Here is a 22,374-nt window from a genome sequence, read left to right on the forward strand (position 1 = left end):
GCTGGCCAAAACCGCTATTCTAGACTGCGCGCCGGTCGCGCCGGGCATCGGCCGTCCGGCGGATGCCGCAACGGCGCAATTTCGCCTAGACTCCACGTCGATCCGGTTTCGTAAAAGGAGTGCCCGATGTCCACCCTGTATTCGTTCAGCGCAGAGACGCTCGCCGGTGCGCCGGTATCGCTCGACGCGTATCGCGGCAAGGTGCTGCTGATCGTCAATACCGCGAGCGAGTGCGGTTTCACGCCGCAGTACGCGGGTCTGCAGAAGCTGTACGACCAATACGCGGCGCGCGGTTTCTTCGTGCTCGGCTTTCCCTGCAACCAGTTCGGCAAGCAGGAGCCGGGGGACGCCGCGCAGATCGGCGCGTTCTGCGAACGCAACTACGGCGTCACGTTTCCGATGTTCGCGAAGATCGACGTGAAGGGCGACCATGCGCATCCGCTGTATCGCTATCTGACCGACGCGGCGCCCGGCATTCTCGGCCTCAAGGCGATCAAGTGGAATTTCACGAAATTCCTGATCGACCGCGAAGGGCGGATCGTCAAGCGCTACGCGCCGTCCACCAAGCCCGACGAAATCGCCGCGGACATCGACAAGCTGCTGTGACGGCGCAGGGCGGCGTGCGCCGCACCGGTGCGGATCGTGCGGGGGCGGCTCGCGCTGGCCGTCAAAGGATCGGCGCGAACAGCCGCGCGACGTGCATCGCGATGCGCCGCCAGGCGGGCGACTGCCGGTATTCGTCCGCATCGACCTCGTAGGCTTGCGCGAAGTCGGCATCGAGCATCGCCTCCACTTCGTGGGCGAACGCGCGGTCGACGATCATGACCATGACCTCGAAATTGAGGCGGAACGAGCGGTTGTCGAGATTCGCGCTGCCGATCGCCGCCGCGATGCGGTCGATCAGCACGACTTTCTGGTGCAGGAAGCCGGGCCGGTAGCGGAACACCTTCACGCCGGCATCGACGAGGTCGCGCGCGTAGAGCTTCGACGCCTCGAACACGACGTAGTGATCGCGCCGGCTCGGGATCAGGATGCGCACGTCGACGCCGCGCATCACGGCGAGCTTCAGCGCGGAGACCACGGCTTCGTCCGGAACCAGGTACGGGGTGGTGATCCAGACCCGCTCGCGGGCGGCATTGATCGATTCGACGAAGAACAGCGATCCGGTTTCCTGCTTGTCGGCCGGTCCCATCGGCACCGCGAGGCAGTGCATGCCGTCGCCGGGCTGCGCGGGCGGCGGCAGCGCGATGGGCGGCAGCTTCTGCGTCGCCCAGTGCCAGTCTTCGGCGAACACGTACTGGATGCTCGCCACCACGGGGCCGCGTATCTCGATGTGGGTGTCGCGCCATGGCGACAGGCGCGGCTTCGCGCCGAGATATTCGACGCCGACGTTGTGGCCGCCGACGAACGCGCGATTGCCGTCGACGACGACGATCTTGCGATGGTTGCGGAAGTTCAGCTGGAAGCGGTTGACGAATTTCCGGTTGGTCGCGAACGGATGGACCTCGACGCCGCCCCGGCGCAATGCGTCGACGTAGCTGTGCGGCAGGTCGAAGCTGCCGATGCTGTCGTACAGCAGGCAGCAGCGCACGCCGGCCGCCGCGCGCGCAAGCAGCGCATCGCGCATCATCCGGCCGAGCGCATCGTCGCGCACGATGAAGAACTGGACGAGCACGTAGTCGCGCGCGGCGTCGATCGCCGACAGGATGGCGGAGAACGTCGCGTCGCCGTTCACGAGCGTGCGCACCGAATTGCCGCCGAGGAACGGCATGCCGCCGAGCCGCGTGAGCGCGAGTACGGCAGCCTGGCCGAGCGCGTCGGCGGCGGGCCCGTCGGTCGCGTCGGTGGTGCGCCACGGCGAGCGCGGTGTGTGCGTGCGCAACATTTCCAGCTCGTGGCGCCGGGCGTCGACGTAGCCGGAGAATTTGCTGCGGCCGAGGAACAGGTACGGGACGAGCGTCAGGTACGGCATGGCCGTGAGCGAGACGGCCCACGCGATCGCGCCTTGCGACGTGCGCGTGTTCATGATTGCGTGGCACGCCGCGACGATCCCGAGCACGTGGACGGTCAGGATCAGGGTGCCGAGATGTAGCCAGTCGAGGGTCATGGGCGCGTAAAGGACTCCCGAGCGGACTCCCGAGGGGATTCCGCAGGTCGTGCGGCCGGGCGGCCGCCTACGCGCATCTTACCCAACCGTGCAGCGCAGTGGTGCGCCGCACGGCGGGTGGGCCGGGAACGCTCAGGCCTTGCGCGGCAGGTCCGACGCCTGGATCAGGAACACGGCGTCGTCGCCCGCGCTGGTGGGCAGCCACGTGAGCTCGAGGCCGCCGAATGCCGCTTCGACGTGCTCGCGCTCGTTGCCGATCTCGACGACGAGCACGCCGTCGTCATGCAGCCAGCGGTGCGCTTCGGCGACGATACGTCGCACGATGTCCATCCCGTCGTCGCCGCCGGCGAGCGCCATCTCCGGCTCGTGCCGGTATTCGGGCGGCAGCGCGGCCATCGACGCGGCGTTCACGTACGGCGGGTTCGTCAGGATCACGTCGTAGCGCGAGTCGGGGTCGGTGCGGAACGCGGGCAACGGTGCGTACAGGTCGCCGCGGTGCAGCCCGATGCGGTCTTCGAGGCCGTAGTCGCGCACGTTGATTGCCGCGACTTCGAGCGCCTTGTCCGACAGGTCGACCGCGTCGATCTCGGCGTTCGGGAACGCGCTCGCCGCGAGGATCGCGAGGCAGCCGGAGCCGGTGCACAGTTCGAGCACCGCGCCGACCTGCTCGGGGTCGGCGACATACGGTTGCAGTCCGTCGTCGAGCAGTTCACCGATGAACGAGCGCGGCACGATCACGCGTTCGTCGACATAGAAGCGGTGGCCGTGCATCCACGCTTCATGCGTGAGGTACGCGGCCGGCACGCGGTCGGTCGCGCGTCGTTCGATCACCGCGAGCACGGCCGCGATTTCGTCGGGCAACAGGCGCGCGTCGAGGAACGGCTCGAGCGTGTCGAGCGGCAAATCGAGCGTATGCAGCACGAGGTAGGCCGCTTCGTCGTACGCGTTGTCGGAACCGTGGCCGAACGCGAGCTTCGCTTTCGAGAAGCGCGTGACCGCGTAGCGCAGCAGGTCGCGGACTGTGGCAAAAGGTGTCGTCATGCGAGGCTCCGTCAGGCAATCAGTTGTTCGAGCACGCGTCGGTACACGTTCTTCAGCGGGTCGACGAAGCGCACCTCGATGTGCTCGTCGATCTTGTGGATGCTGCCGTTCGGCGGGCCGAACTCGATTACCTGCGGGCAGATGCGCGCGATGAAGCGGCCGTCCGACGTACCGCCCGTCGTCGACAGCTCGGTCGTGATGCCGGTTTCGGTGCGGATCGCGTGTTCCAGCGCGCCCGACAGTTCGCCGCGCGGCGTGAGGAACGGCAGGCCGCTCACCGACCACTTCAGCGTGTATTCGAGGCCGTGCTTGTCGAGGATCGCGTGCACGCGGGCCTGCAGGCCTTCGACGGTGCTCGCGGTCGAGAAGCGGAAGTTGAACAGCAGGTCGGCGTGGCCGGGGATCACGTTGGTCGCGCCGGTGCCGGCGTGCAGGTTCGACACCTGCCAGGTGGTCGGCGGGAAGTATTCGTTGCCGGCGTCCCATTGCTCGGCGGCGAGCTCGGCGAGCGCCGGCGCGAGCAGGTGGATCGGGTTCTTCGCGAGGTGCGGATACGCGATGTGGCCCTGCACGCCCTTGACGACCAGTTCGCCGGACATCGACCCGCGGCGGCCGTTCTTGACGACGTCGCCGAGCTCGGTGGTCGACGTCGGCTCGCCGACGATGCAGTAGTCGAGGCGTTCGCCGCGTGCCTGCAGCAGTTCGACGACCTTCACGGTGCCGTCGGTGGCCGGGCCTTCCTCGTCGCTCGTGATCAGGAACGCGATCGCGCCGCGATGGTCGGGATGGGCCGCGACGAATTCCTCGGACGCGACGACGAACGCCGCGAGCGACGTCTTCATGTCGGCCGCGCCGCGGCCGTACAGCTTGCCGTCGCGATGGGCGGGGATGAACGGCGGCGAGGTCCACTGTTCGAGCGGGCCGGTCGGCACGACGTCGGTGTGGCCCGCGAACGCGAGCAGCTTGCCGTCGCGGCCATCGGTGCCGCGCTTGACGGCCCACAGGTTGGTCACGCCGTGCGACGCGATGGTCTCGCATTCGAAGCCGAGCGCGGCGAGGCGCTCGGTCATGATCTGCTGGCAGTGCTGGTCGTCGGGCGTCACGGACGCGCGGGCGATCAGCTGTTCGGTAAGGGCTAGGGTGGCGGACATGGTTCGGACCACTTTCGATAAAAAATGCCGGCGCGGTGGCCGGCAGCGACAGGGCGGCGCCCGTGGGCGCAGCGCGGGCAACCCTATGCGGCAAACAGCGCCGCGTATTGATCGGCCACGAAGCCGAGCGATTTCACGCGGCCGTTGACGACGAGCACGGGGCGCTTGATGACCGACGGCTTGTGGATCATCAGTGCGACCGCGCCGGTCTTCGTTTCGGCAGCCGCCTTCATCGCGTCGTCCAGGCCGCGCCACGTGGTGCCGCGCTTGTTCACGAGCGCGTCGAGCGACACGTCCTTCAGCCAGTCTTCGATCAGCGGCGCGCTGACGCCGAGCTTCTTGAAATCGTGGAACTCGAATTCGACGCCGTGATCGTCGAGCCACACGCGGGCCTTCTTCACGGTGTCGCAGTTCGGAATGCCGTAGACGACCACGGTGTGCGGCTTCGCCATCAGTCGCCTCGCAGCAGCTCGTTCAGGCCGACCTTCGCACGCGTCTTCGCGTCGACCTTCTTGACGATCACCGCGCAGTACAGGCTGTGCGAGCCGTCCTTCGACGGCAGGTTGCCGGCGACGACGACCGAGCCGGCCGGGATGCGGCCGTAGCTGACTTCGCCCGTCTCGCGATCGTAGATCTTCGTGCTCTGGCCGAGGTACACGCCCATCGAGATCACCGAGTTTTCCTCGACGATCACGCCTTCGACGACTTCCGAGCGCGCGCCGATGAAGCAGTTGTCCTCGATGATGACCGGGTTCGCCTGCAGCGGCTCGAGCACGCCGCCGATGCCGACGCCGCCCGACAGGTGCACGTTCTTGCCGATCTGCGCGCACGAACCGACCGTGGCCCACGTGTCGACCATCGTGCCTTCGTCGACGTACGCGCCGATGTTGGTGTACGACGGCATCAGCACGACGTTCTTCGCGATGAACGAGCCGCGGCGCGCGATGGCCGGCGGGACGACGCGGAAGCCGCCCGCGGCGAAGTCTTCGGCCGTGTAGTTCGCGAACTTCGACGGCACCTTGTCGTAGAACTGCGAGTAGCCGCCGGCCGGCATCGGCGCGTTGTCCTCCAGGCGGAACGACAGCAGCACGGCCTTCTTCAGCCACTGGTGGACCGTCCAGTTGCCGTCGATTTTCTCGGCGACGCGCAGGGCGCCCTTGTCGAGCTGCTCGATCGCGTGAGCGACGGCTTCGCGGACGTCGGCGGGCGCGGCCTTCGGCGACAGCTCGGCGCGGTTTTCCCAGGCGGTATCGATGATTTGCTGAAGTTGTTGCGACATGTTCGTTTTCGCAGGAGATGGATGGAATTGATCGGGATGGACGTCTTACCGCGCGAGAGCGCGGCAGAAATCGACGATGCGTTGCGCGCCCTCGACGCATTCGGGGGTGCCCGCGACGAGCGCGATCCGGATGAAATCGCGGCCCGGGTTCGTGCCGTGCGCATCGCGCGCCAGGTACGAGCCGGGCAGAACCGTCACATTATAGTCGGCGTACAGGCGGCGGGCGAACTCGGTGTCCGACAGGCCGGTGCGCGACACGTTGGCCCACAGGTAGAACGCGGCGTCGGGCAGCTTCACGTCGATCACGTCGGCGAGCATCGGTGTGACCGTATTGAATTTCTGCAGGTACAGCGCGCGGTTCTCGCGCACGTGCGCCTCGTCGTTCCACGCGGCGATGCTCGCGTGCTGCCAGACCGGCGACAGCGCGGCGCCGTGGTACGTGCGGTACAGCAGGAATTGCTTCAGCAGCGCGGCGTCGCCGGCGACGAAGCCCGAACGCATGCCCGGCACGTTCGAGCGCTTCGACAGGCTCGACAGCATCACGAGCCGCTCGAAGCCGCGGCCGAGGCGGTGCGCGGCCTCGAGGCCGCCGAGCGGCGGCGCCGCTTCATCGAAATAGATTTCCGAATAGCACTCGTCGGACGCGATCACGAAACCGTGGCGGTCGGACAGCGCGAACAGCTCGCGCCAGTCGTCGAGCGTCAGCACGGCGCCCGTCGGGTTGCCGGGCGAGCACACGTACAGCAGCTGCGTGCGCGCCCAGACTTCATCGGGCACGGCCGCGTAGTCGCACGCGAAGTTGCGGGCCGGGTCGCTGTTCGCGAAATAGGGTTCGGCGCCGGCCAGCAGCGCCGCGCCTTCGTAAATTTGATAGAAAGGATTCGGACAGAGTACGATCGCCTTCTTGCCGTCCGCGGCCGGGCGCGCGTCGATCACCGTCTGCGCGAGCGAGAACAGCGCCTCGCGGGAGCCCGACACCGGCAGCACCTGCGTGGCCGGATCGACCGCCGGCAGCCCGTAGCGGCGCTCGAGCCAGTGCGCGATCGACGTGCGCAGCGCGTCCGAGCCGGCGGTGGCCGGGTACGACGCGAGGCCGTCGAGCGCGGCCACCACGGCGTCGCGGATCAGCGCCGGCGTCGCGTGTTTGGGCTCGCCGATGCCGAAGCTGATCGGTTTGAGGTCGCCGGAAGGCGTCACGTCCTTGAACAGGGCGCGCAGCTTTTCGAAGGGATAGGGCTGGAGCGAGTCGAGTCGAGGGTTCACGGGCGAAGCGGCCATCGCGGCCGGTTGGAGCGAAAGAAGCGGCGGGCGCGCCGCGCGGCTGCGAACGGGCGCGTCGGGCGCGCGGGTCGCAGCGGACGATTATAGCGTGACGGAATGCGGTCACGGCCTGCCGGAACGGCGGCCGGGCCGGTCGAATAAAGGGTATCGAACCAAATGAACAACGCGGTACGCGGCAGTCTGCCGACGCTGGCCATCCTGATCGGCGCGTCGGTATGGGGCCTGATCTGGTATCCGCTGCGGATCCTCGCGTCGCTCGGCGTGACGGGCACGCTGGCGAGCGCGCTGACGAGCCTCGTCGCGTTCCTGTTCGTGATCGTCGCGCGCCACCGCACGATCGCGACGCTGCGCTGGCACTGGGTGCTGCCGGGCATCGCGGTGACGGCCGGCGTGACGAACCTCGGGTTCGTATGGGGCACGATCCACGGCGAGGTGCTGCGGGTGATGCTGCTGTTCTACCTGACCCCGGCCTGGACCGCGATCTACGCGCACTTCCTGCTGCGCGAACGGCTGACCTGGGCCGGCGCGGGGCTGGCGGCGCTGTCGATCGGCGGCGCGATGCTGATGCTGTGGTCGCCGAAGCTCGGCTTGCCGCTGCCGGCCAACCCGGCCGAATGGGCCGGTCTCGCCGCCGGGCTGAGCTTCGCGATGAGCAACGTGCTCGTGATCAAGGCGAGCCGCGAGCTCCCCGAGATGCGCGCGGAAATGCGCACCGCGACGCTGTTCGGCGGCGCGGCGGTGTTCGGCGCGATCGCGTCGCTGTTCGAAGGGCTGCCGGCCGTGCCGGCGAGCGGCCAGCTCGGCGTGGCCGCGCTGATCATCGCCGCGATCGGCGTGACGATGGCGTCGAACAACCTGCTCGTCCAGTACGGCCTCGCGCGCGTGCCGGCGAACCGCGCGTCGATCATCATGCTGTTCGAGATCGTGATCACCGCGCTGTCGGCGTGGGTGTTCGCGAACGAGTTGCCGACCGCGCGCGAGTGGGCGGGCGGCGCGTGCATCGTGCTGGCGACGCTGCTGTCGAGCCGGGTCCATCGTGCCGCGCCGGCACCGGGCAAACCCGGCGACGGTCGGGACGGCGCACGCGCGATGGTATGATGGAAGCCGTTTGCGGGGCCAACGCGGGATGCGCGCGGCCCCGTTTTTGAATTCCGGGGCGCGTGGCGCGCAGGGGCTCTCCGGCCCCGCGCCGTGCGGCCCCGTCCGTTTCACACCTTCTTCACATCCGATACCGCCGTGCGTCTGAGCTCGATCAAACTCGCTGGCTTCAAATCCTTCGTCGATCCCACGCATTTCCAGGTTCCGGGCCAGCTCGTCGGCGTGGTCGGCCCGAACGGATGCGGCAAGTCCAACATCATCGATGCCGTGCGCTGGGTGCTCGGCGAGTCGCGCGCGTCCGAGCTGCGCGGCGAATCGATGCAGGACGTGATCTTCAACGGTTCGACCGCCCGCAAGCCCGGCAGCCGGGCCAGCGTCGAACTGATCTTCGACAACTCCGACGGCCGCGCGGCCGGGCAGTGGGGCCAGTACGGCGAGATCGCCGTCAAGCGCGTGCTGACGCGCGACGGCACGTCGAGCTACTACATCAACAACCTGCCGGCGCGCCGCCGCGACATCCAGGACATCTTCCTCGGCACCGGCCTCGGCCCGCGTGCGTACGCGATCATCGGGCAGGGCATGATCGCGCGGATCATCGAGGCGAAGCCCGAAGAGCTGCGCGTGTTCCTCGAGGAGGCCGCCGGCGTGTCGAAGTACAAGGAACGCCGCCGCGAAACCGAGAACCGCCTGCACGACACGCGCGAGAACCTGACGCGCGTCGAGGACATCGTGCGCGAACTCGGCGCGAACCTCGAGAAGCTCGAGGCGCAGGCGGTGGTCGCGACCAAGTACAAGGAACTCGTCGCCGACGGCGAGGAGAAGCAGCGCCTCTTGTGGCTGCTGCGCAAGAACGAGGCGGCCGGCGAGCAGCAGAAGCAGCAGCGCGCGATCGAACAGGCGCAGATCGACCTCGAGGCGCAGACGGCGAAGCTGCGCGAAGTCGAGGCGCAGCTCGAGACGCTGCGCGTCGCGCATTACTCGGCGAGCGACGCGATGCAGGGCGCGCAGGGTGCGCTCTACGAGGCGAATGCCGAGGTGAGCCGCCTCGAAGCCGAGATCAAGTTCATCGTCGAATCGCGCAACCGCGTGCAGGCGCAGATCGCCGCGCTCAACGCGCAGCGCGAGCAGTGGCGCGCGCAGGCCGAGAAGTCGCAGGACGAGCTCGAGGAAGCCGAAGAGGCGCGCGCGATGGCCGACGAAAAGGCCGCGCTCGCCGAGGACAACGCGGCCGCGAAGCACGATGCGCTGCCGGCGCTCGAAGCGAAGTGGCGCGACGCGCAGGCGCAGCTCAACGACGAGCGCGCGCGGATCGCGCAGACCGAGCAGTCGCTGAAGCTCGAAGCCGCACACCAGCGCAACGCCGACCAGCAGCTCCAGCAGCTCCAGCAGCGCCACGAGCGCCTGAAGAGCGAAGCGGGCGGGCTCGACGCGCCGGACGAGACGCAACTCGAAGAGCTGCGCATGCAGCTGGCCGAACAGGAAGAGATCCTCGCGGAAGCGCAGGCACGCCTGGCGGACGCGCAGGAAACGGTGCCGCGCCTCGACGGTGAACGCCGCGCCGCGCAGGAGCGCGTGCAGGCTGAAGCCGCGCAGATCCACCAGCTCGAAGCGCGCCTCGCCGCGCTGAAGCAACTGCAGGAGAACGTGCAGACCGAAGGCAAGGTGCAGCCGTGGCTCGACAAGCACGAGCTCGGCGCGCTGCCGCGTCTGTGGAAGAAGCTGCACGTCGAGGCCGGCTGGGAAGCGGCGCTCGAGGCCGTGCTGCGCGAGCGTCTCGCCGCGCTCGAAGTATCGAATCTCGACTGGGTGAAGGCCTTCGCGAGCGATGCGCCGCCCGCGAAGCTCGCGTTCTACGCGCCGCCCGCGGCCGGTGAGCCGCCTGCCGCGGTGGCCGGGCTGCGGCCGGTGCTGTCGCTCGTGCGCATCGACGACGCGGGCATCCGCGCGGTGCTGAACGACTGGCTCGGCAACGTCTATGTCGCCGACGACGTCGCGCAGGCGCTCGCGACGCGCACGCAGCTGCCGGCAGGCGGCGCGTTCGTCGTCAAGGCCGGCCATATCGTCACGCGTGTCGGCGTGCAGCTGTACGCCGCCGATTCGGAGCAGGCCGGGATGCTGGCCCGCCAGCAGGAAATCGAGAACCTGGCGCGCCAGGTGCGGGCGCAGGCGCTGCTCGCCGACGAGGCGCGCACGGCCGCCGTGCGGGCGGAAGCCGCGCACACGCAGGCCACGCAGGCGCTCGGCGACGTCCGGGCCCAGGCCGAACGGGCGACGCAGCGCGTGCATGCGCTGCAGATGGACGTGCTGAAGCTCGCGCAGGCGCATGAACGCTATACGCAGCGCAGCACGCAGATCCGCGAGGAGCTCGAGGAAATCGGCGCGCAGATCGAAGAGCAGCGTGCGCTGCGCGCGGAATCGGAAGCGAATTTCGAGCGCTTCGACGGCGAGCTCGCCGAACTGCAGGCGCGTTTCGAGGACAACCAGCTCGCGTTCGAGTCGCTCGACGAATCGCTGACGCAGGCGCGTCAGGAAGCGCGCGACCTGGAGCGCGGCGCGAACGACGCGCGCTTCGCCGCCCGCAATGCGGTGACCCGGATCGACGAGCTCAAGCGCACGATCCAGGTGGCGCACGAACAGAGCGAGCGCGTCGCCGCGTCGCTGGAAGACGCGCGCGCCGAACTCGAGACGATCAACGAGCAGACCGCGCACACCGGCCTGCAGGACGCGCTCGAGATTCGCGCGGTGAAGGAAGAGGCGCTGCAGGCCGCGCGGATCGAGCTCGACGACCTGACCGCGAAGCTGCGCGCGTCGGACGAGCAGCGGCTCGTCGCCGAGCGTTCGCTGCAGCCGCTGCGCGACCGCATCACCGAGCTGCAACTGAAGGAGCAGGCCGCGCGTCTGTCCGTCGAGCAGTTCGCCGAGCAGCTCGCGACCGCCGAGGTCGACGAGGCCGCGCTGGCCGCGAAGCTCACGCCGGATCTGAAGCCGTCCTACCTGCAGGGCGAAGTCACGCGCCTGAACAACGCGATCAACGCGCTCGGCCCGGTGAACATGGCCGCGCTCGACGAGCTGAAGGCCGCGAGCGAGCGCAAGGTGTTCCTCGACGCGCAATCGGCCGACCTGATCGACGCGATCACGACGCTCGAGGATGCGATCCACAAGATCGACCAGGAAACCCGCACGCTGCTGCAGGGTACCTTCGACGAGGTCAATCGTCATTTCAGCGACCTGTTCCCGCGCCTGTTCGGCGGCGGCCAGGCGAAGCTGATCATGACGGGCGACGAGATCCTCGATGCCGGCGTGCAGGTGATGGCGCAGCCGCCCGGCAAGAAGAACGCGACGATTCACCTGCTGTCGGGCGGCGAAAAGGCGCTGACCGCGACCGCGCTGGTGTTCGCGATGTTCCAGCTGAACCCGGCGCCGTTCTGTCTGCTCGACGAGGTCGACGCGCCGCTCGACGACGCGAACACCGAGCGGTTCGCGAATCTCGTGCGCGCGATGTCCGACAAGACGCAGTTCCTGTTCATCTCGCACAACAAGATCGCGATGGAAATGGCGCAGCAACTGATCGGCGTGACGATGCAGGAACAGGGCGTGTCGCGGATCGTTGCGGTGGACATGGAAACCGCCGCGGGTTTTGCCCAGAATTGACGTTTGACGAAACCGGACCGCGTTCGCGCGGCGCATGGGCGCCCGTTCGCGGTCCCGACGAAAAAGAATTGCTGATGGAGCGTGCATGGACGAGTTGACACTCGGTTTGATCGGCGCGGGCGCCGTCGTGGTGGGCGGCGTCGTGGTCTACAACGCATGGCAGGGCGCGAAAGTGCGCCGCAGGATGCCGCGCCCGATGCCGGAAGAAGCGGCCGAGGCGATGAACCGCCCCGAGCGCGACGAAGAGTTGCCGTTCATCGAGCCGGTGCGTCAGCCGGTGCGCCGCGAGCCCGCGGCGCCGGTCGCGGCGGCGACGGCGGCGGCCGAAACCGCGCGCGTCGAGCCGACGTTCGGCGGGGCCGCGCCGGCCGATACGCCGGCCGACCTGCAGGCCGAGGCGACGGGCGTCGACACGTCGGCCGAATCGAGCGAACCGGCTGCCGGCGAAGAGGCCGTGCCCGCCGCCACGCATGACGCGGCGGCCGAACCGGCCGAGCCGACCGAACCGGTGATGCCGGCCGCGACGACGGTCTCGTCGGCGCCGCCCGCGATCGTCGATCGCCGGATCGACTGCATCGTGCCGATCCGCCTCACCGGCCCACTGCCGGGCGACAAGATCCTGCCGGTCGCGCAGCGGCTGCGCCGCGCGGGCAGCAAGCCCGTGCACATCGAAGGCAAGCCGGAAGGCGGCCAGTGGGAGCTGCTGCAGAACGGCGTGCGCTACGAAGAGCTGCGCGCGGCCGCGCAGCTTGCGAACCGCAGCGGCGCACTGAACGAGCTCGAATTCTCCGAATTCGTGACGGGCGTCCAGCAGTTCGCCGACGCGATCGACGGCGCGCCGGAATTCCCGGACATGATGGAAACGGTCGCGATGGCGCGCGAGCTCGACGCGTTTGCCGCGCAGTGCGACGCGCAACTGTCGATCAACGTGATGTCGGACGGTGCGCCGTGGTCCGCGAACTACGTGCAGGCGGTCGCGTCGCAGGACGGGCTGCTGCTGTCGCGCGACGGCACGCGCTTCGTGAAGCTCGACGCGAAGCAGAACCCGGTGTTCATGCTGCAGTTCGGCGATACGAACTTCCTGCGCGACGACCTGACGTACAAGGGCGGCAACATGATCACGCTGGTGCTCGACGTGCCGGTGGCCGAAGAGGACATCCTGCCGTTCCGGCTGATGTGCGATTACGCGAAGTCGCTGTCCGAGCGGATCGGCGCACGCGTCGTCGACGACTCGCGCCGGCCGCTGCCGGAGTCGACGCTGCTCGCGATCGAGCAGCAACTGATGAAGCTGTACGCGAAGCTCGAGGAAGCGGGCATCCCGGCCGGTTCGCCGGTCACGCGCCGCCTCTTCAGCCAGTAACGCGCCGGGCGCGGACGGCGGTATTCGACACCGTCGTTCGTCGCTGCGGCGAGCACGTTTCATGTGCGCTGCAGCACGTCATCCGGCCCGCATTGCGTGCCCCGCTGCGGCGTCAAACTGAGATAATCGGGCATCCGATTTTTTTCAGAACGACTCTGCCGCCAGCATGGCCCGAACCCAAGCCGAACCGCCAGCCAGCCAGCCCGACGCGCGCGCCGCGTGGCTGCGCGACCAACTCGAGCGGGCGAACTACGCCTATTACGTGCTCGACCAGCCGGATTTGCCCGACGCCGAATACGACCGGCTGTTCCGTGAGCTGCAGCAGCTCGAAACCGACCATCCCGAACTCGTGACGCCCGATTCGCCGACGCAGCGCGTCGGCGGCGAAGCGGCCGGCGGCTTCACGCCGGTCGTCCACGATGCGCCGATGCTGTCGCTGAACAACGGCTTCGCCGACGAGGACATCGTCGCGTTCGACAAGCGCGTCGCTGATGCGCTCGCCAAGGCGACCGATCTCGCCGGCTCGGTGACCGACCCCGTGGAATACGCGTGCGAACTGAAGTTCGACGGCCTGGCGATTTCGCTGCGCTACGAGCACGGCGTGTTCGTGCAGGCCGCGACGCGCGGCGACGGGACGACGGGCGAGGACGTGACCGAGAACGTGCGCACGATCCGCTCGATTCCGCTGAAACTGAAGGGCAAGCACGTGCCGGCCGTGCTCGACGTGCGCGGCGAGGTGCTGATGTTCAAGCGCGATTTCGCACGCCTGAACGAACGCCAGCGCGCGGCCGAGCAGCGCGAATTCGCGAACCCGCGCAACGCGGCGGCCGGCAGCCTGCGCCAGCTCGACTCGAAGATCACCGCGCAGCGGCCGCTGTCGTTCTTCGCGTACGGGATCGGCGTGCTCGACGGGATGCCGATGCCCGACACGCACAGCGCGCTGCTCGACTGGTACGAGGCGTTCGGCCTGCCGGTGAACCGCGAGCGCGCGGTCGTGCACGGCGCCGAAGGTTTGCTCGACTTCTTCCGCAAGGTCGGCGAGAAGCGCGAGTCGCTGCCATACGACATCGACGGCGTCGTCTACAAGGTCAACCGGCGCGACGAGCAGGAGCGGCTCGGCTTCGTGTCGCGTGCGCCGCGCTTCGCGCTCGCGCACAAGTTCCCCGCGCAGGAAGCGCTGACGAAGCTCGTCGCGATCGACGTGCAGGTCGGCCGCACCGGCGCGATCACGCCGGTCGCGCGCCTCGAGCCGGTGTTCGTCGGCGGGGCGACCGTGACCAACGCGACGCTGCACAACGAGGACGAAGTGCGCCGCAAGGACATCCGGATCGGCGACACCGTGATCGTGCGCCGCGCGGGCGACGTGATCCCGGAAGTGGTCGGCGCGCTGCTCGACCGGCGCCCGGCGGACGCGGCCGAATTCGTGATGCCGACCGAATGCCCGGTGTGCGGCTCGAAGATCGAGCGCCTGCCGGACGAGGCGATCGCGCGCTGCACCGGCGGGCTGTTCTGCCCGGCGCAGCGCAAGCAGGCGCTGTGGCATTTCGCGCAACGCCGCGCGCTCGACATCGACGGTCTCGGCGAGAAGATCATCGATCAGCTCGTCGAACTGAATCTGGTGCGCACGCCGGCCGACCTGTTCAATCTCGGGTTCGCGACGCTGGCCGAACTCGACCGGTTCGCGGAGAAGTCCGCGCAGAATCTGCTCGATTCGCTCGAGAAGGCGAAGCACACGACGCTCGCGCGCTTCATCTACGGGCTCGGCATCCGCCATGTCGGCGAATCGACCGCGAAGGATCTCGCGAAGCATTTCGGCTCGCTGACGCCGATCATGGACGCGTCGATCGAGGAACTGCTCGAAGTGAACGACGTCGGACCGATCGTCGCCGAGTCGATTCACCAGTTCTTCGCGGAAGAGCACAACCGGACGGTGATCGAGCAGTTGCGCGCGCCGGGCAAGGTCACGTGGCCGGAAGGGCCGCCCGCGCCGAAAGCGCCGCAGGGCGTGCTCGCCGGCAAGACGGTCGTGCTGACCGGCACGCTGCCGAATCTGACGCGCGATGCGGCGAAGGAAATGCTCGAAGCGGCGGGCGCCAAGGTGGCCGGCTCGGTATCGAAGAAGACGGATTACGTGGTCGCGGGCGCCGAAGCCGGCAGCAAGCTCGCGAAGGCCGAGGAACTCGGCATCCCCGTGCTGGACGAAGACGGTCTGCACCAACTCCTGGAGGGTAATACGCCATGATTCGCGAGATCCTGAAGATGGGCGATCCGCGCCTGCTCGAAGTCGCCCAACCGGTCGAGCGGTTCGATACACCCGAGCTGCACGAGATCGTCGCGGACATGTTCGAGACGATGCACCACGCGAACGGCGCCGGGCTGGCCGCGCCGCAGATCGGCATCGGGCTGCAGATCATCATCTTCGGCTTCGGCAACAACAACCGCTACCCGGATGCGCCGCCGGTGCCCGAAACCGTGCTGATCAACCCGAAGATCGAGTACATGCCGCCGGACATGGAAGAGGGCTGGGAAGGCTGCCTGTCGGTGCCGGGGATGCGCGGCGTCGTCAGCCGCTACGCGAAGGTGCGCTACAGCGGCTTCGACCAGTTCGGCCAGAAGATCGATCGTGTCGCCGAGGGGTTCCACGCGCGCGTGGTCCAGCACGAATACGATCACCTGATCGGCAAGCTGTATCCGATGCGGATCACCGATTTCACGCGCTTCGGCTTCACCGAGGTGCTGTTCCCGGGGCTCGATCCGGCCGACGACGACTGATCGGCCCGTTTTCGGCAGACAAGAAAAAAGCCCGCTCGAGCGGGCTTTTTCATTGGATGGCGTACCGGGTGCCTGCGGTCAGAACGTCTCGTCGGCCGACAGGTAGCGCCATTGGCCCTGCGGCAGCGCGCCGAGCATCACGCGGCCCATCCGCACGCGCTTGAGGCCGATCACGTCGAGGCCGACCAGTTCGCACATGCGGCGGATCTGGCGCTTCTTGCCTTCGCGCAGCACGAAGCGCAGCTGCTCGCCGTTCTGCCAGCTCACCATCGCGGGCTTCAGCGCGACGCCGTCGAGTTCGAGGCCGTGGCGCAGCTTCGCGAGCGATTCCGCCGGAAAGTGCTGGTCGATGTCGATCAGTCGTTCGCCGAAGCGCACGCGCACCAGGTATTCCTTGTCGATGTCCGACTGCTCGCCGATCAGTTGCTTCGCGATCACGCCGTTCTGCGTCAGCACCAGCAGGCCGGTGGAGTCGATGTCGAGACGGCCGGCCGGCGCAAGCGCATGCAGGTGTTGCGGCGAGAAGCGCACCGGCGAATGATCGCCGCTCCAGCGGTTCGCGCGCGTGATCAGCACGGCCGCCGGCTCGTAGCCGTCTTCCGCCTGGCCCGACACGTAGCCCACCGGCTTGTGCAGCAGGATCGTCACTTGCGCGGCCTGCGCGGCGCTCGCACGCTCGTCGATCTCGATCTTCTGGTCGGCGCGCACCTTGGTGCCGAGCGTGTCGATGCGTTCGCCGTCGACGAGCACCCAGCCCTTTTCGATCCATTCGTCGGCTTCGCGGCGCGAGCACATGCCGAGCTCTGACATCCGCTTCGACAGGCGCATCAGGCCCGTTTCGTCGCCGTAGTCGACGTCGGCCGTCGCGCGCTTGACGGGTTGCGCGGTCTTCACCGCGCCGAACGAACGGCGGTCGCCGTCGCGCGCCGGGCGGGCGGGGCGGTCGCCGAAGCTGCGCTTCGCGCCTTCGCTGGCGGCCTTGTCGCGGTAGGACGGACGCTTGCTGTCGTCGGCGCCTGCTGCGCGGCGCGGACGTGCGTCGTCATCACGGCGCGGCGGGCGATCGGACGACGTGCGGCGGTCGCCGAAGCCGCGCTTCGCGCCTTCGCCGGCGGCCTTGTCGCGGTACGACGGGCGCTTGCTGTCGTCACCACCCGCTGCACGGCGCGGACGCGTATCGTCGTCGCTGCGGCGTGGCGGGCGATCCGACGACGTACGGCGGTCGCCATAGCTGCGCTTCGCGCCTTCGCCGGCGGCTTTGTCGCGGTACGACGGGCGCTTGCTGTCGTCACCGCCTGCTGCGCGGCGCGGACGTGCGTCGTCATCACGGCGCGGCGGTCGATCGGAAGTCGTGCGACGCTCGCCGAAGCTGCGCTTCGCGCCTTCACCGGATGCGTTGTCGCGATAGGACGGGCGCTTGCCTTCGTCGCCGCCCGCGCGGCGCGGACGTGCGTCGTCATCACGGCGCGGCGGTCGATCGGAAGACGTGCGACGCTCGCCGAAGCCGCGCTTCGCGCCTTCACCGGATGCGTTGTCGCGATAGGACGGGCGCTTGCCTTCGTCGCCACCCGCGCGACGCGGACGCGCATCGTCATCGCGGCGCGGCGGGCGATCCGACGACGTGCGACGGTCGCCGAAACTGCGCTTCGCGCCTTCACCGGCTGCATTGTCGCGGTACGGCGCGCGCGTGCCGCGCTCGGCACCGCCGTCACGCGGCGCGCGCTTGGCCGGTGCGCGATCCGCGCCCGGGCGTTCGGCGCCGGCGGCGCCGCGCGGCTTGAACGAGCGCTCGCCGGTGGCGGCGGCCGCGGGCGCCTTCTTCGGGCGGGCCGGCTTGTCGCCTGCGGGCGGCGCGGCGGGACGCACCGCCTTGCGGGCGACGAGGCTGCCGGAGCGGACAGGGGCGCGAGTCGGCGACGCCGGCTTCGGATTCTTGACGGTTAATTTGGTGCGCATAAACGCTGGGATTCATTCAGACTGCGATCGCACGCAGCAATTCGGTTTCGAGCTGGATCTGCAGGCGGTTATCGGACAGGCCGGCACCCGCGAGCAGGAAGATGTCTTCGACGCGCTCGCCGAGCGTATTGATCCGCGCCGCATGGACGCCGATCCGATGTTCGGCGAGGACGCGCGCGATCGAATAGAGAAGGCCCGGCCGGTCGTTGGCCGACACGGACAGGATGTAGTACTGACCGCGCTCGTCGGCCCGCAGGTCGACGCGCGGCGTGATCGGAAACGTCCGGGACAGCCTCGACAGGCGGCCCTTCGACGGTTCCGGCAGCGGGGCGGTTTCGGCGAGCCGCGCCGCGAGCTGCTGCTCGACGAGGTTCGCGATGTCGCGGTAGCGCACGTCGCGCTCAGTCTGCGTGACGATGAAGTTGTCGAGCGCATACCCGTGCCGCGTCGTGCTGACGCGCGCATCGAGCACCGACAGCCCGTTGCGGTCGAAATACGCGCAGATGCCCGCGAACAGGTCGGGGCGGTCCTTCACGTACACGAGCACCTGCAGCGCGTCGCCGATCGGCGACGGCCGCGCGCGGACGATCGCGGTTTCGGCGTTCACGTGCCGGTACAGCACACGCGTCTGCCATGCGATGTCGGCCGCGTCGTGACGCAGGAAGAAGCCGACGTCGAGCTGATCCCACAACGCGCGGTGCGCATCGTCGGGCACGGTTTCCAGGCGCAGCAGCGCGAGCGCCTGCTCCTGTCTCGACTTCAGCTCCGAATGCGCGTCGGGGTTCGCGCCGCCGAGCACCGCGAGCGTGATGCGGTACAGATCCTCGAGCAGCTTGCCCTTCCACGTGTTCCACACCTTCGGGCTCGTGCCGCGGATATCGGCGACGGTCAGCAGGTAGAGCGCGGTGAGATACCGCTCGTTGCCGACGACCTCGGCGAAGCGCTTGATGACTTCGGGGTCGCTCGTGTCCTGTTTCTGCGCGACCTGGCTCATCGTCAGGTGATGCTGGACGAGCCACACGATCAGCGCCGCGTCGTCGCCGGCGATGCCGTGCTCGCGGCAGAAGCGCCGCGCGTCGGCCATCCCGAGCGTCGAGTGGTCGCCGCCGCGGCCCTTCGCGATGTCGTGGAACAGTGCCGCGACATACAGCACCCACGGGCGCTCGAAGTTGCCGATCAGCTGGCTGCAGAACGGGTATTCGTGCGCATGCTCGGCTACCGCGAAGCGGCGGATGTTGCGCAGCACCATCAGGATGTGCTGGTCGACCGTGTACACGTGGTACAGGTCGTGCTGCATCTGCCCGACGATGCGACGGAAATTCAGCAGGTAGCGGCCGAGCACGCTCGTCTGGTTCATCAGCCGGAACGCGTGCGTGATGCCTTCGGGCTGCTGCAGGATCCGCATGAACGTGTCGCGGTTGCGCGGATCGCGGCGCCACGCGTTGTTCATGATCTCGCGCGAGTTGTACAGCGCGCGCAGCGTGCGGGCGGACAGGCCTTTCACGCCACGCGTCGTTTCGTACAGCAGGAAGGCTTCGAGGATCGCGTCGGGATGGCGCTCGAACACGCCGTCGTCGACGATCTCGAGCATCCCCTGTTTCTCGACGAAGCGATCGGCCGACAGCACGCGCGTGATGCCGCTCGTCGCGGGGAACAGCTGCGCCTCGATGTTCTGGATCAGGATCGTCGCGAGCTGCGTGACCGCTTTCGCGGCCCAGTAGTAGCGACGCATCAGCTGCTCGCTCGCCCGCTTGGCCTGCGTCGGCTGGTAGCCGAAGCTTTCGGCGGCCTGCGTCTGCAGGTCGAACACGAGCATGTCCTGGCGACGCCCGGCGATCACGTGCAGCCGCGCACGCAGCGTCTTCAGGAACCCTTCGTTGCGGCGCAGCTCGCGCGCTTCGCGGTCGGTGATCAGGCCGCGCGTGTCGAGTTCGCGCCAACTGCTGCCGAAGCCGGCCGCGCGCGCGATCCACAGGATCGTCTGCAGGTCGCGCAGCCCGCCCGGGCTTTCCTTCACGTTCGGTTCGAGGCTGTACGGCGTGTCCTGGAACTTCGCGTGGCGCTGGCGCATCTCCAGCACCTTCGCGGTGAAGAACGCGCGGGCGTCGAGCGCTTCGTGGTAGCGCACGGTGAAGCGCTCGAACAGCGCGGTGCTGCCGACGATGCGGCGCGCTTCCAGCAGCGAGGTCTGCACCGTGACGTCCTGCGACGCCTCCTCGATGCACTGCGCGACCGTGCGCACGCTGCTGCCGATCTCGAGGCCGAGATCCCACGCCATGCCGATGAAGCGCTCGATGCGCGCGTCGAGCGCCGCGTCGTGCGCATCCGGCAACAGCACGAGGATGTCGACGTCGGAATAGGGCGCGAGCTCGCCGCGCCCGTACCCGCCGACGGCGACGAGCGCGAGCGTCGCGGGCAGTCCGCAGTCGTCCCACACGCGTTTCAATGCATCGTCGGTGAGTTTCGACAGCGCGTGCATCAGCGACGCGACGTTCGCCGCGCGGCGAAAGCGCTCGAGCATCTCCGTCTTGGCGGCCTTGAATTCGGCGCGCCGCGACAGCGCTTCGGGCGAGGGGGCAGCGTGAGCGCTCATGGGCGGCCGTTCAGGTGCGAAAGTGGGGCGGGCGGGGCGCGACGGCGCTCAGACGGCGGCGGCCGGCTGTGCGAACACCGGGCGCGCCGGCGTGCCGGCAGACACGGTCAGCACTTCGTAGCCGGTTTCGGTGACGAGCACCGTGTGCTCCCACTGCGCGGACAGGCTGCGGTCGCGGGTCTTGACCGTCCACTGGTCGGGCATCGTGCGGATGTCGCGCTTGCCGGCGTTGATCATCGGCTCGATCGTGAAGATCATCCCGGCCTTCAGTTCGATGCCGGTGCCCGGACGGCCGTAGTGGACGACCTGCGGATCCTCGTGGAACACCGTACCGATGCCGTGGCCGCAATATTCGCGCACGACGCTGTAGCCCTGCGCCTCCGCGTGCTTCTGGATCGCATGGCCGATGTCGCCGAGATGCGCGCCGGGCTTGACCTGGTCGATGCCGAGCCACATGCATTCGTAGGTGGTCTGCACGAGGCGCTTCGCGAGGATCGAGCCCTCGCCGACGATGAACATCCGGCTGGTGTCGCCGAAATAGCCGTTCTTGATCACGGTGATGTCGATGTTCAGCGCGTCGCCGTTCTTGAGCACCTTCTCGCCGGGAATGCCGTGGCAGATCACGTCGTTGACCGAAATGCAGGTGGCCTTCGGGTACGGCGGATAGCCGGGCGGCTGGTAGTTCAGCGGCGCGGGGATCGTGCCTTGCTCGTTGAGCATGAACTCGTGGCAGAGGCGGTCGAGTTCGGCGGTCGTGACGCCCGCGACGACGTGCGGCGTGATGAAGTCGAGCACTTCGCTCGCGAGACGGCAGGCGACGCGCATCTCCGCGATATCGTGTTCGTTTTTGAGCGTAATAGCCATCGAGGTATGCCTGGAATGCGGTGAATTGACGGATTATCGCACCTTATGGCGGGCCTCGCAGCCCCTGCGGGCCGCGCGGATGCGGGTTTTCGCGGATTGCCCGGCCCGCTGCCGCGCGGCAAGCGAAAGTGCCGAGCGACTTGAGAGCGGACAAATCCGCGTGCTATACTCTTTGGCTAAGTCGATATCCAAATGCCGAATTTGCCCCAAGTTGGGGCGGCATCGCGGTGAAAGGCTTACGGCACGGGCGTTTTGCGCGTGCCGAATCGCAAGCCGGCGCAACCAGGGTGCCGTCCGTGCGGAATTCACGCCTTCGTGGCGGGTTCGCGCGGCGGTACGGCAGCCGGCTTAAGACCCAACCCTCGTGGAGAATTTACATGGCAGTTACGATGCGCCAAATGCTGGAAGCGGGTGTCCACTTCGGTCACCAGACGCGCTTCTGGAACCCGAAGATGGCTCCGTTCATTTTCGGTCACCGCAACAAGATTCACATCATCAACCTCGAAAAGACGCTGCCGATGTTCACGGACGCACAGAAGTACGTGCGCCAGCTGGCAGCGAACCGCGGCACGATCCTGTTCGTCGGCACGAAGCGCCAGTCGCGTGACACGATCGCCCAGGAAGCGCAACGTGCGGGCATGCCGTACGTCAACGCACGCTGGCTCGGCGGCATGATGACCAACTTCAAGACGCTGAAGGTGTCGATCAAGCGCCTGAAGGACATGGAAGCGGCAGTCGAGGCGGGCGAGCTCGAGAAGATGAGCAAGAAGGAAGCGCTGCTGTTCGAACGCGAAATCGCCAAGCTGCAGAAGTCGATCGGCGGCGTGAAGGACATGGGCGGCATTCCGGACGCGATCTTCGTTGTCGACGTCGGCTACCACAAGATCGCCGTCACGGAAGCGAACAAGCTGGGCGTGCCGGTCATCGCCGTGGTCGATACGAACCACTCGCCGGAAGGTGTGGATTACGTGATCCCGGGTAACGACGACTCGAGCAAGGCAGTCGCGCTGTACGCCGAAGGCGTGGCCGACGCGATCCTCGAAGGCCGTGCGAACGCGGTCAACGAAGTGGTCCAGGCCGCACGCGGCGACGACGAGTACGTCGAGGAAAACGCGTAACTGGCCCCGAGCCGGCGCAAAAAGGGGGCTCTCAACAGGCCCCCTTTTTTTAAGCTTGTGCGCCGGACCTGATCGCGCCGAATCGGCGCGGGTCCGGAAACGA

At 68.1% G+C, this 22,374-nt stretch carries 16 protein-coding genes; 7 read left to right on the forward strand and 9 right to left on the reverse strand.

The genetic code is table 11. The features are described 5' to 3' along the window. Positions 1 to 126 precede the first annotated feature (126 nt). The gene (locus tag H0X95_RS01840; protein WP_006498673.1) at positions 127 to 606 is read left to right on the forward strand and encodes a glutathione peroxidase; all 480 of its coding nucleotides are present in this window, start codon (positions 127 to 129) and stop codon (positions 604 to 606) included. Between the two features lie 61 nt (positions 607 to 667). Here H0X95_RS01840 and cls read toward each other — a convergent pair whose 3' ends face one another. The 6 genes from cls to dapC all read right to left on the reverse strand — a co-directional run bounded on the left by cls (position 668) and on the right by dapC (position 6,856). After that, entirely contained in the window at positions 668 to 2,107 is a 1,440-nt protein-coding gene (cls, locus tag H0X95_RS01845; RefSeq protein WP_059720681.1) for a cardiolipin synthase, read from the reverse strand. Between the two features lie 132 nt (positions 2,108 to 2,239). Continuing rightward, positions 2,240 to 3,148 carry a 50S ribosomal protein L3 N(5)-glutamine methyltransferase gene (gene prmB, locus H0X95_RS01850; protein ID WP_006488226.1) on the reverse strand — a complete coding sequence of 303 codons (909 nt, stop codon included), beginning with the start codon at positions 3,146 to 3,148 and terminating at the stop codon, positions 2,240 to 2,242. 11 nt (positions 3,149 to 3,159) lie between these two features. Beyond that, positions 3,160 to 4,299, reverse strand: a complete 1,140-nt coding sequence (gene dapE, locus H0X95_RS01855) for a succinyl-diaminopimelate desuccinylase (RefSeq protein WP_006493370.1) — start codon at positions 4,297 to 4,299, stop codon at positions 3,160 to 3,162. Positions 4,300 to 4,382: 83 nt separating this feature from the next. Beyond that, positions 4,383 to 4,751, reverse strand: a complete 369-nt coding sequence (locus H0X95_RS01860) for an ArsC family reductase (RefSeq protein ID WP_006478478.1) — start codon at positions 4,749 to 4,751, stop codon at positions 4,383 to 4,385. After that, positions 4,751 to 5,578, reverse strand: a complete 828-nt coding sequence (dapD, locus tag H0X95_RS01865; protein WP_006478479.1) for a 2,3,4,5-tetrahydropyridine-2,6-dicarboxylate N-succinyltransferase — start codon at positions 5,576 to 5,578, stop codon at positions 4,751 to 4,753. Before dapD ends, H0X95_RS01860 begins: the two co-directional genes overlap by 1 nt. 45 nt (positions 5,579 to 5,623) lie before the next feature. Beyond that, the gene (gene dapC, locus H0X95_RS01870; protein ID WP_006488235.1) at positions 5,624 to 6,856 is read right to left on the reverse strand and encodes a succinyldiaminopimelate transaminase; all 1,233 of its coding nucleotides are present in this window, start codon (positions 6,854 to 6,856) and stop codon (positions 5,624 to 5,626) included. Between the two features lie 159 nt (positions 6,857 to 7,015). Between dapC and H0X95_RS01875 the strand changes: the two genes are divergently transcribed. The 5 genes from H0X95_RS01875 to def all read left to right on the forward strand — a co-directional run bounded on the left by H0X95_RS01875 (position 7,016) and on the right by def (position 15,740). Then, on the forward strand, positions 7,016 to 7,957 hold the full coding sequence (locus tag H0X95_RS01875; RefSeq protein ID WP_006488241.1) for a DMT family transporter: 942 nt from the start codon (positions 7,016 to 7,018) through the stop codon (positions 7,955 to 7,957). A gap of 138 nt (positions 7,958 to 8,095) precedes the next feature. Next, positions 8,096 to 11,608 carry a chromosome segregation protein SMC gene (gene smc, locus H0X95_RS01880; protein WP_006488233.1) on the forward strand — a complete coding sequence of 1,171 codons (3,513 nt, stop codon included), beginning with the start codon at positions 8,096 to 8,098 and terminating at the stop codon, positions 11,606 to 11,608. A gap of 85 nt (positions 11,609 to 11,693) precedes the next feature. Further along, on the forward strand, positions 11,694 to 12,968 hold the full coding sequence (locus tag H0X95_RS01885; RefSeq protein ID WP_006498677.1) for a cell division protein ZipA C-terminal FtsZ-binding domain-containing protein: 1,275 nt from the start codon (positions 11,694 to 11,696) through the stop codon (positions 12,966 to 12,968). Positions 12,969 to 13,134: 166 nt separating this feature from the next. Then, positions 13,135 to 15,210: an NAD-dependent DNA ligase LigA gene (ligA, locus tag H0X95_RS01890; RefSeq protein WP_059720680.1), complete on the forward strand. Its 2,076-nt coding sequence runs from the start codon at positions 13,135 to 13,137 to the stop codon at positions 15,208 to 15,210. Then, positions 15,207 to 15,740 (forward strand): peptide deformylase, encoded by a 534-nt coding sequence (def, locus tag H0X95_RS01895; RefSeq protein ID WP_006484650.1) that lies wholly within the window; start codon positions 15,207 to 15,209, stop codon positions 15,738 to 15,740. Before ligA ends, def begins: the two co-directional genes overlap by 4 nt. 78 nt (positions 15,741 to 15,818) lie before the next feature. Here the strand turns inward: def and H0X95_RS01900 are convergent, their stop codons facing one another. From H0X95_RS01900 to map, 3 genes are read right to left on the reverse strand one after another with little or no spacing between them, the layout of a single operon-like run. Then, positions 15,819 to 17,696 (reverse strand): pseudouridine synthase, encoded by a 1,878-nt coding sequence (locus H0X95_RS01900; protein ID WP_080403467.1) that lies wholly within the window; start codon positions 17,694 to 17,696, stop codon positions 15,819 to 15,821. A 16-nt stretch (positions 17,697 to 17,712) separates the two neighbouring features. Next, complete coding sequence (locus H0X95_RS01905; protein ID WP_006483828.1) at positions 17,713 to 20,289, reverse strand: [protein-PII] uridylyltransferase; 2,577 nt, start codon at positions 20,287 to 20,289, stop codon at positions 17,713 to 17,715. 48 nt (positions 20,290 to 20,337) lie between these two features. Further along, positions 20,338 to 21,153 carry a type I methionyl aminopeptidase gene (gene map, locus H0X95_RS01910; RefSeq protein ID WP_006483813.1) on the reverse strand — a complete coding sequence of 272 codons (816 nt, stop codon included), beginning with the start codon at positions 21,151 to 21,153 and terminating at the stop codon, positions 20,338 to 20,340. Between the two features lie 377 nt (positions 21,154 to 21,530). Here map and rpsB point away from each other — a divergent pair, with 377 nt between their 5' ends. Continuing rightward, positions 21,531 to 22,271: a 30S ribosomal protein S2 gene (rpsB, locus tag H0X95_RS01915; protein WP_006483818.1), complete on the forward strand. Its 741-nt coding sequence runs from the start codon at positions 21,531 to 21,533 to the stop codon at positions 22,269 to 22,271. Positions 22,272 to 22,374: the final 103 nt, after the last annotated feature.

The sequence above is a fragment of the Burkholderia sp. 9779_493 genome (assembly GCF_015712215.1).
Lineage (GTDB): Bacteria > Pseudomonadota > Gammaproteobacteria > Burkholderiales > Burkholderiaceae > Burkholderia > Burkholderia cenocepacia.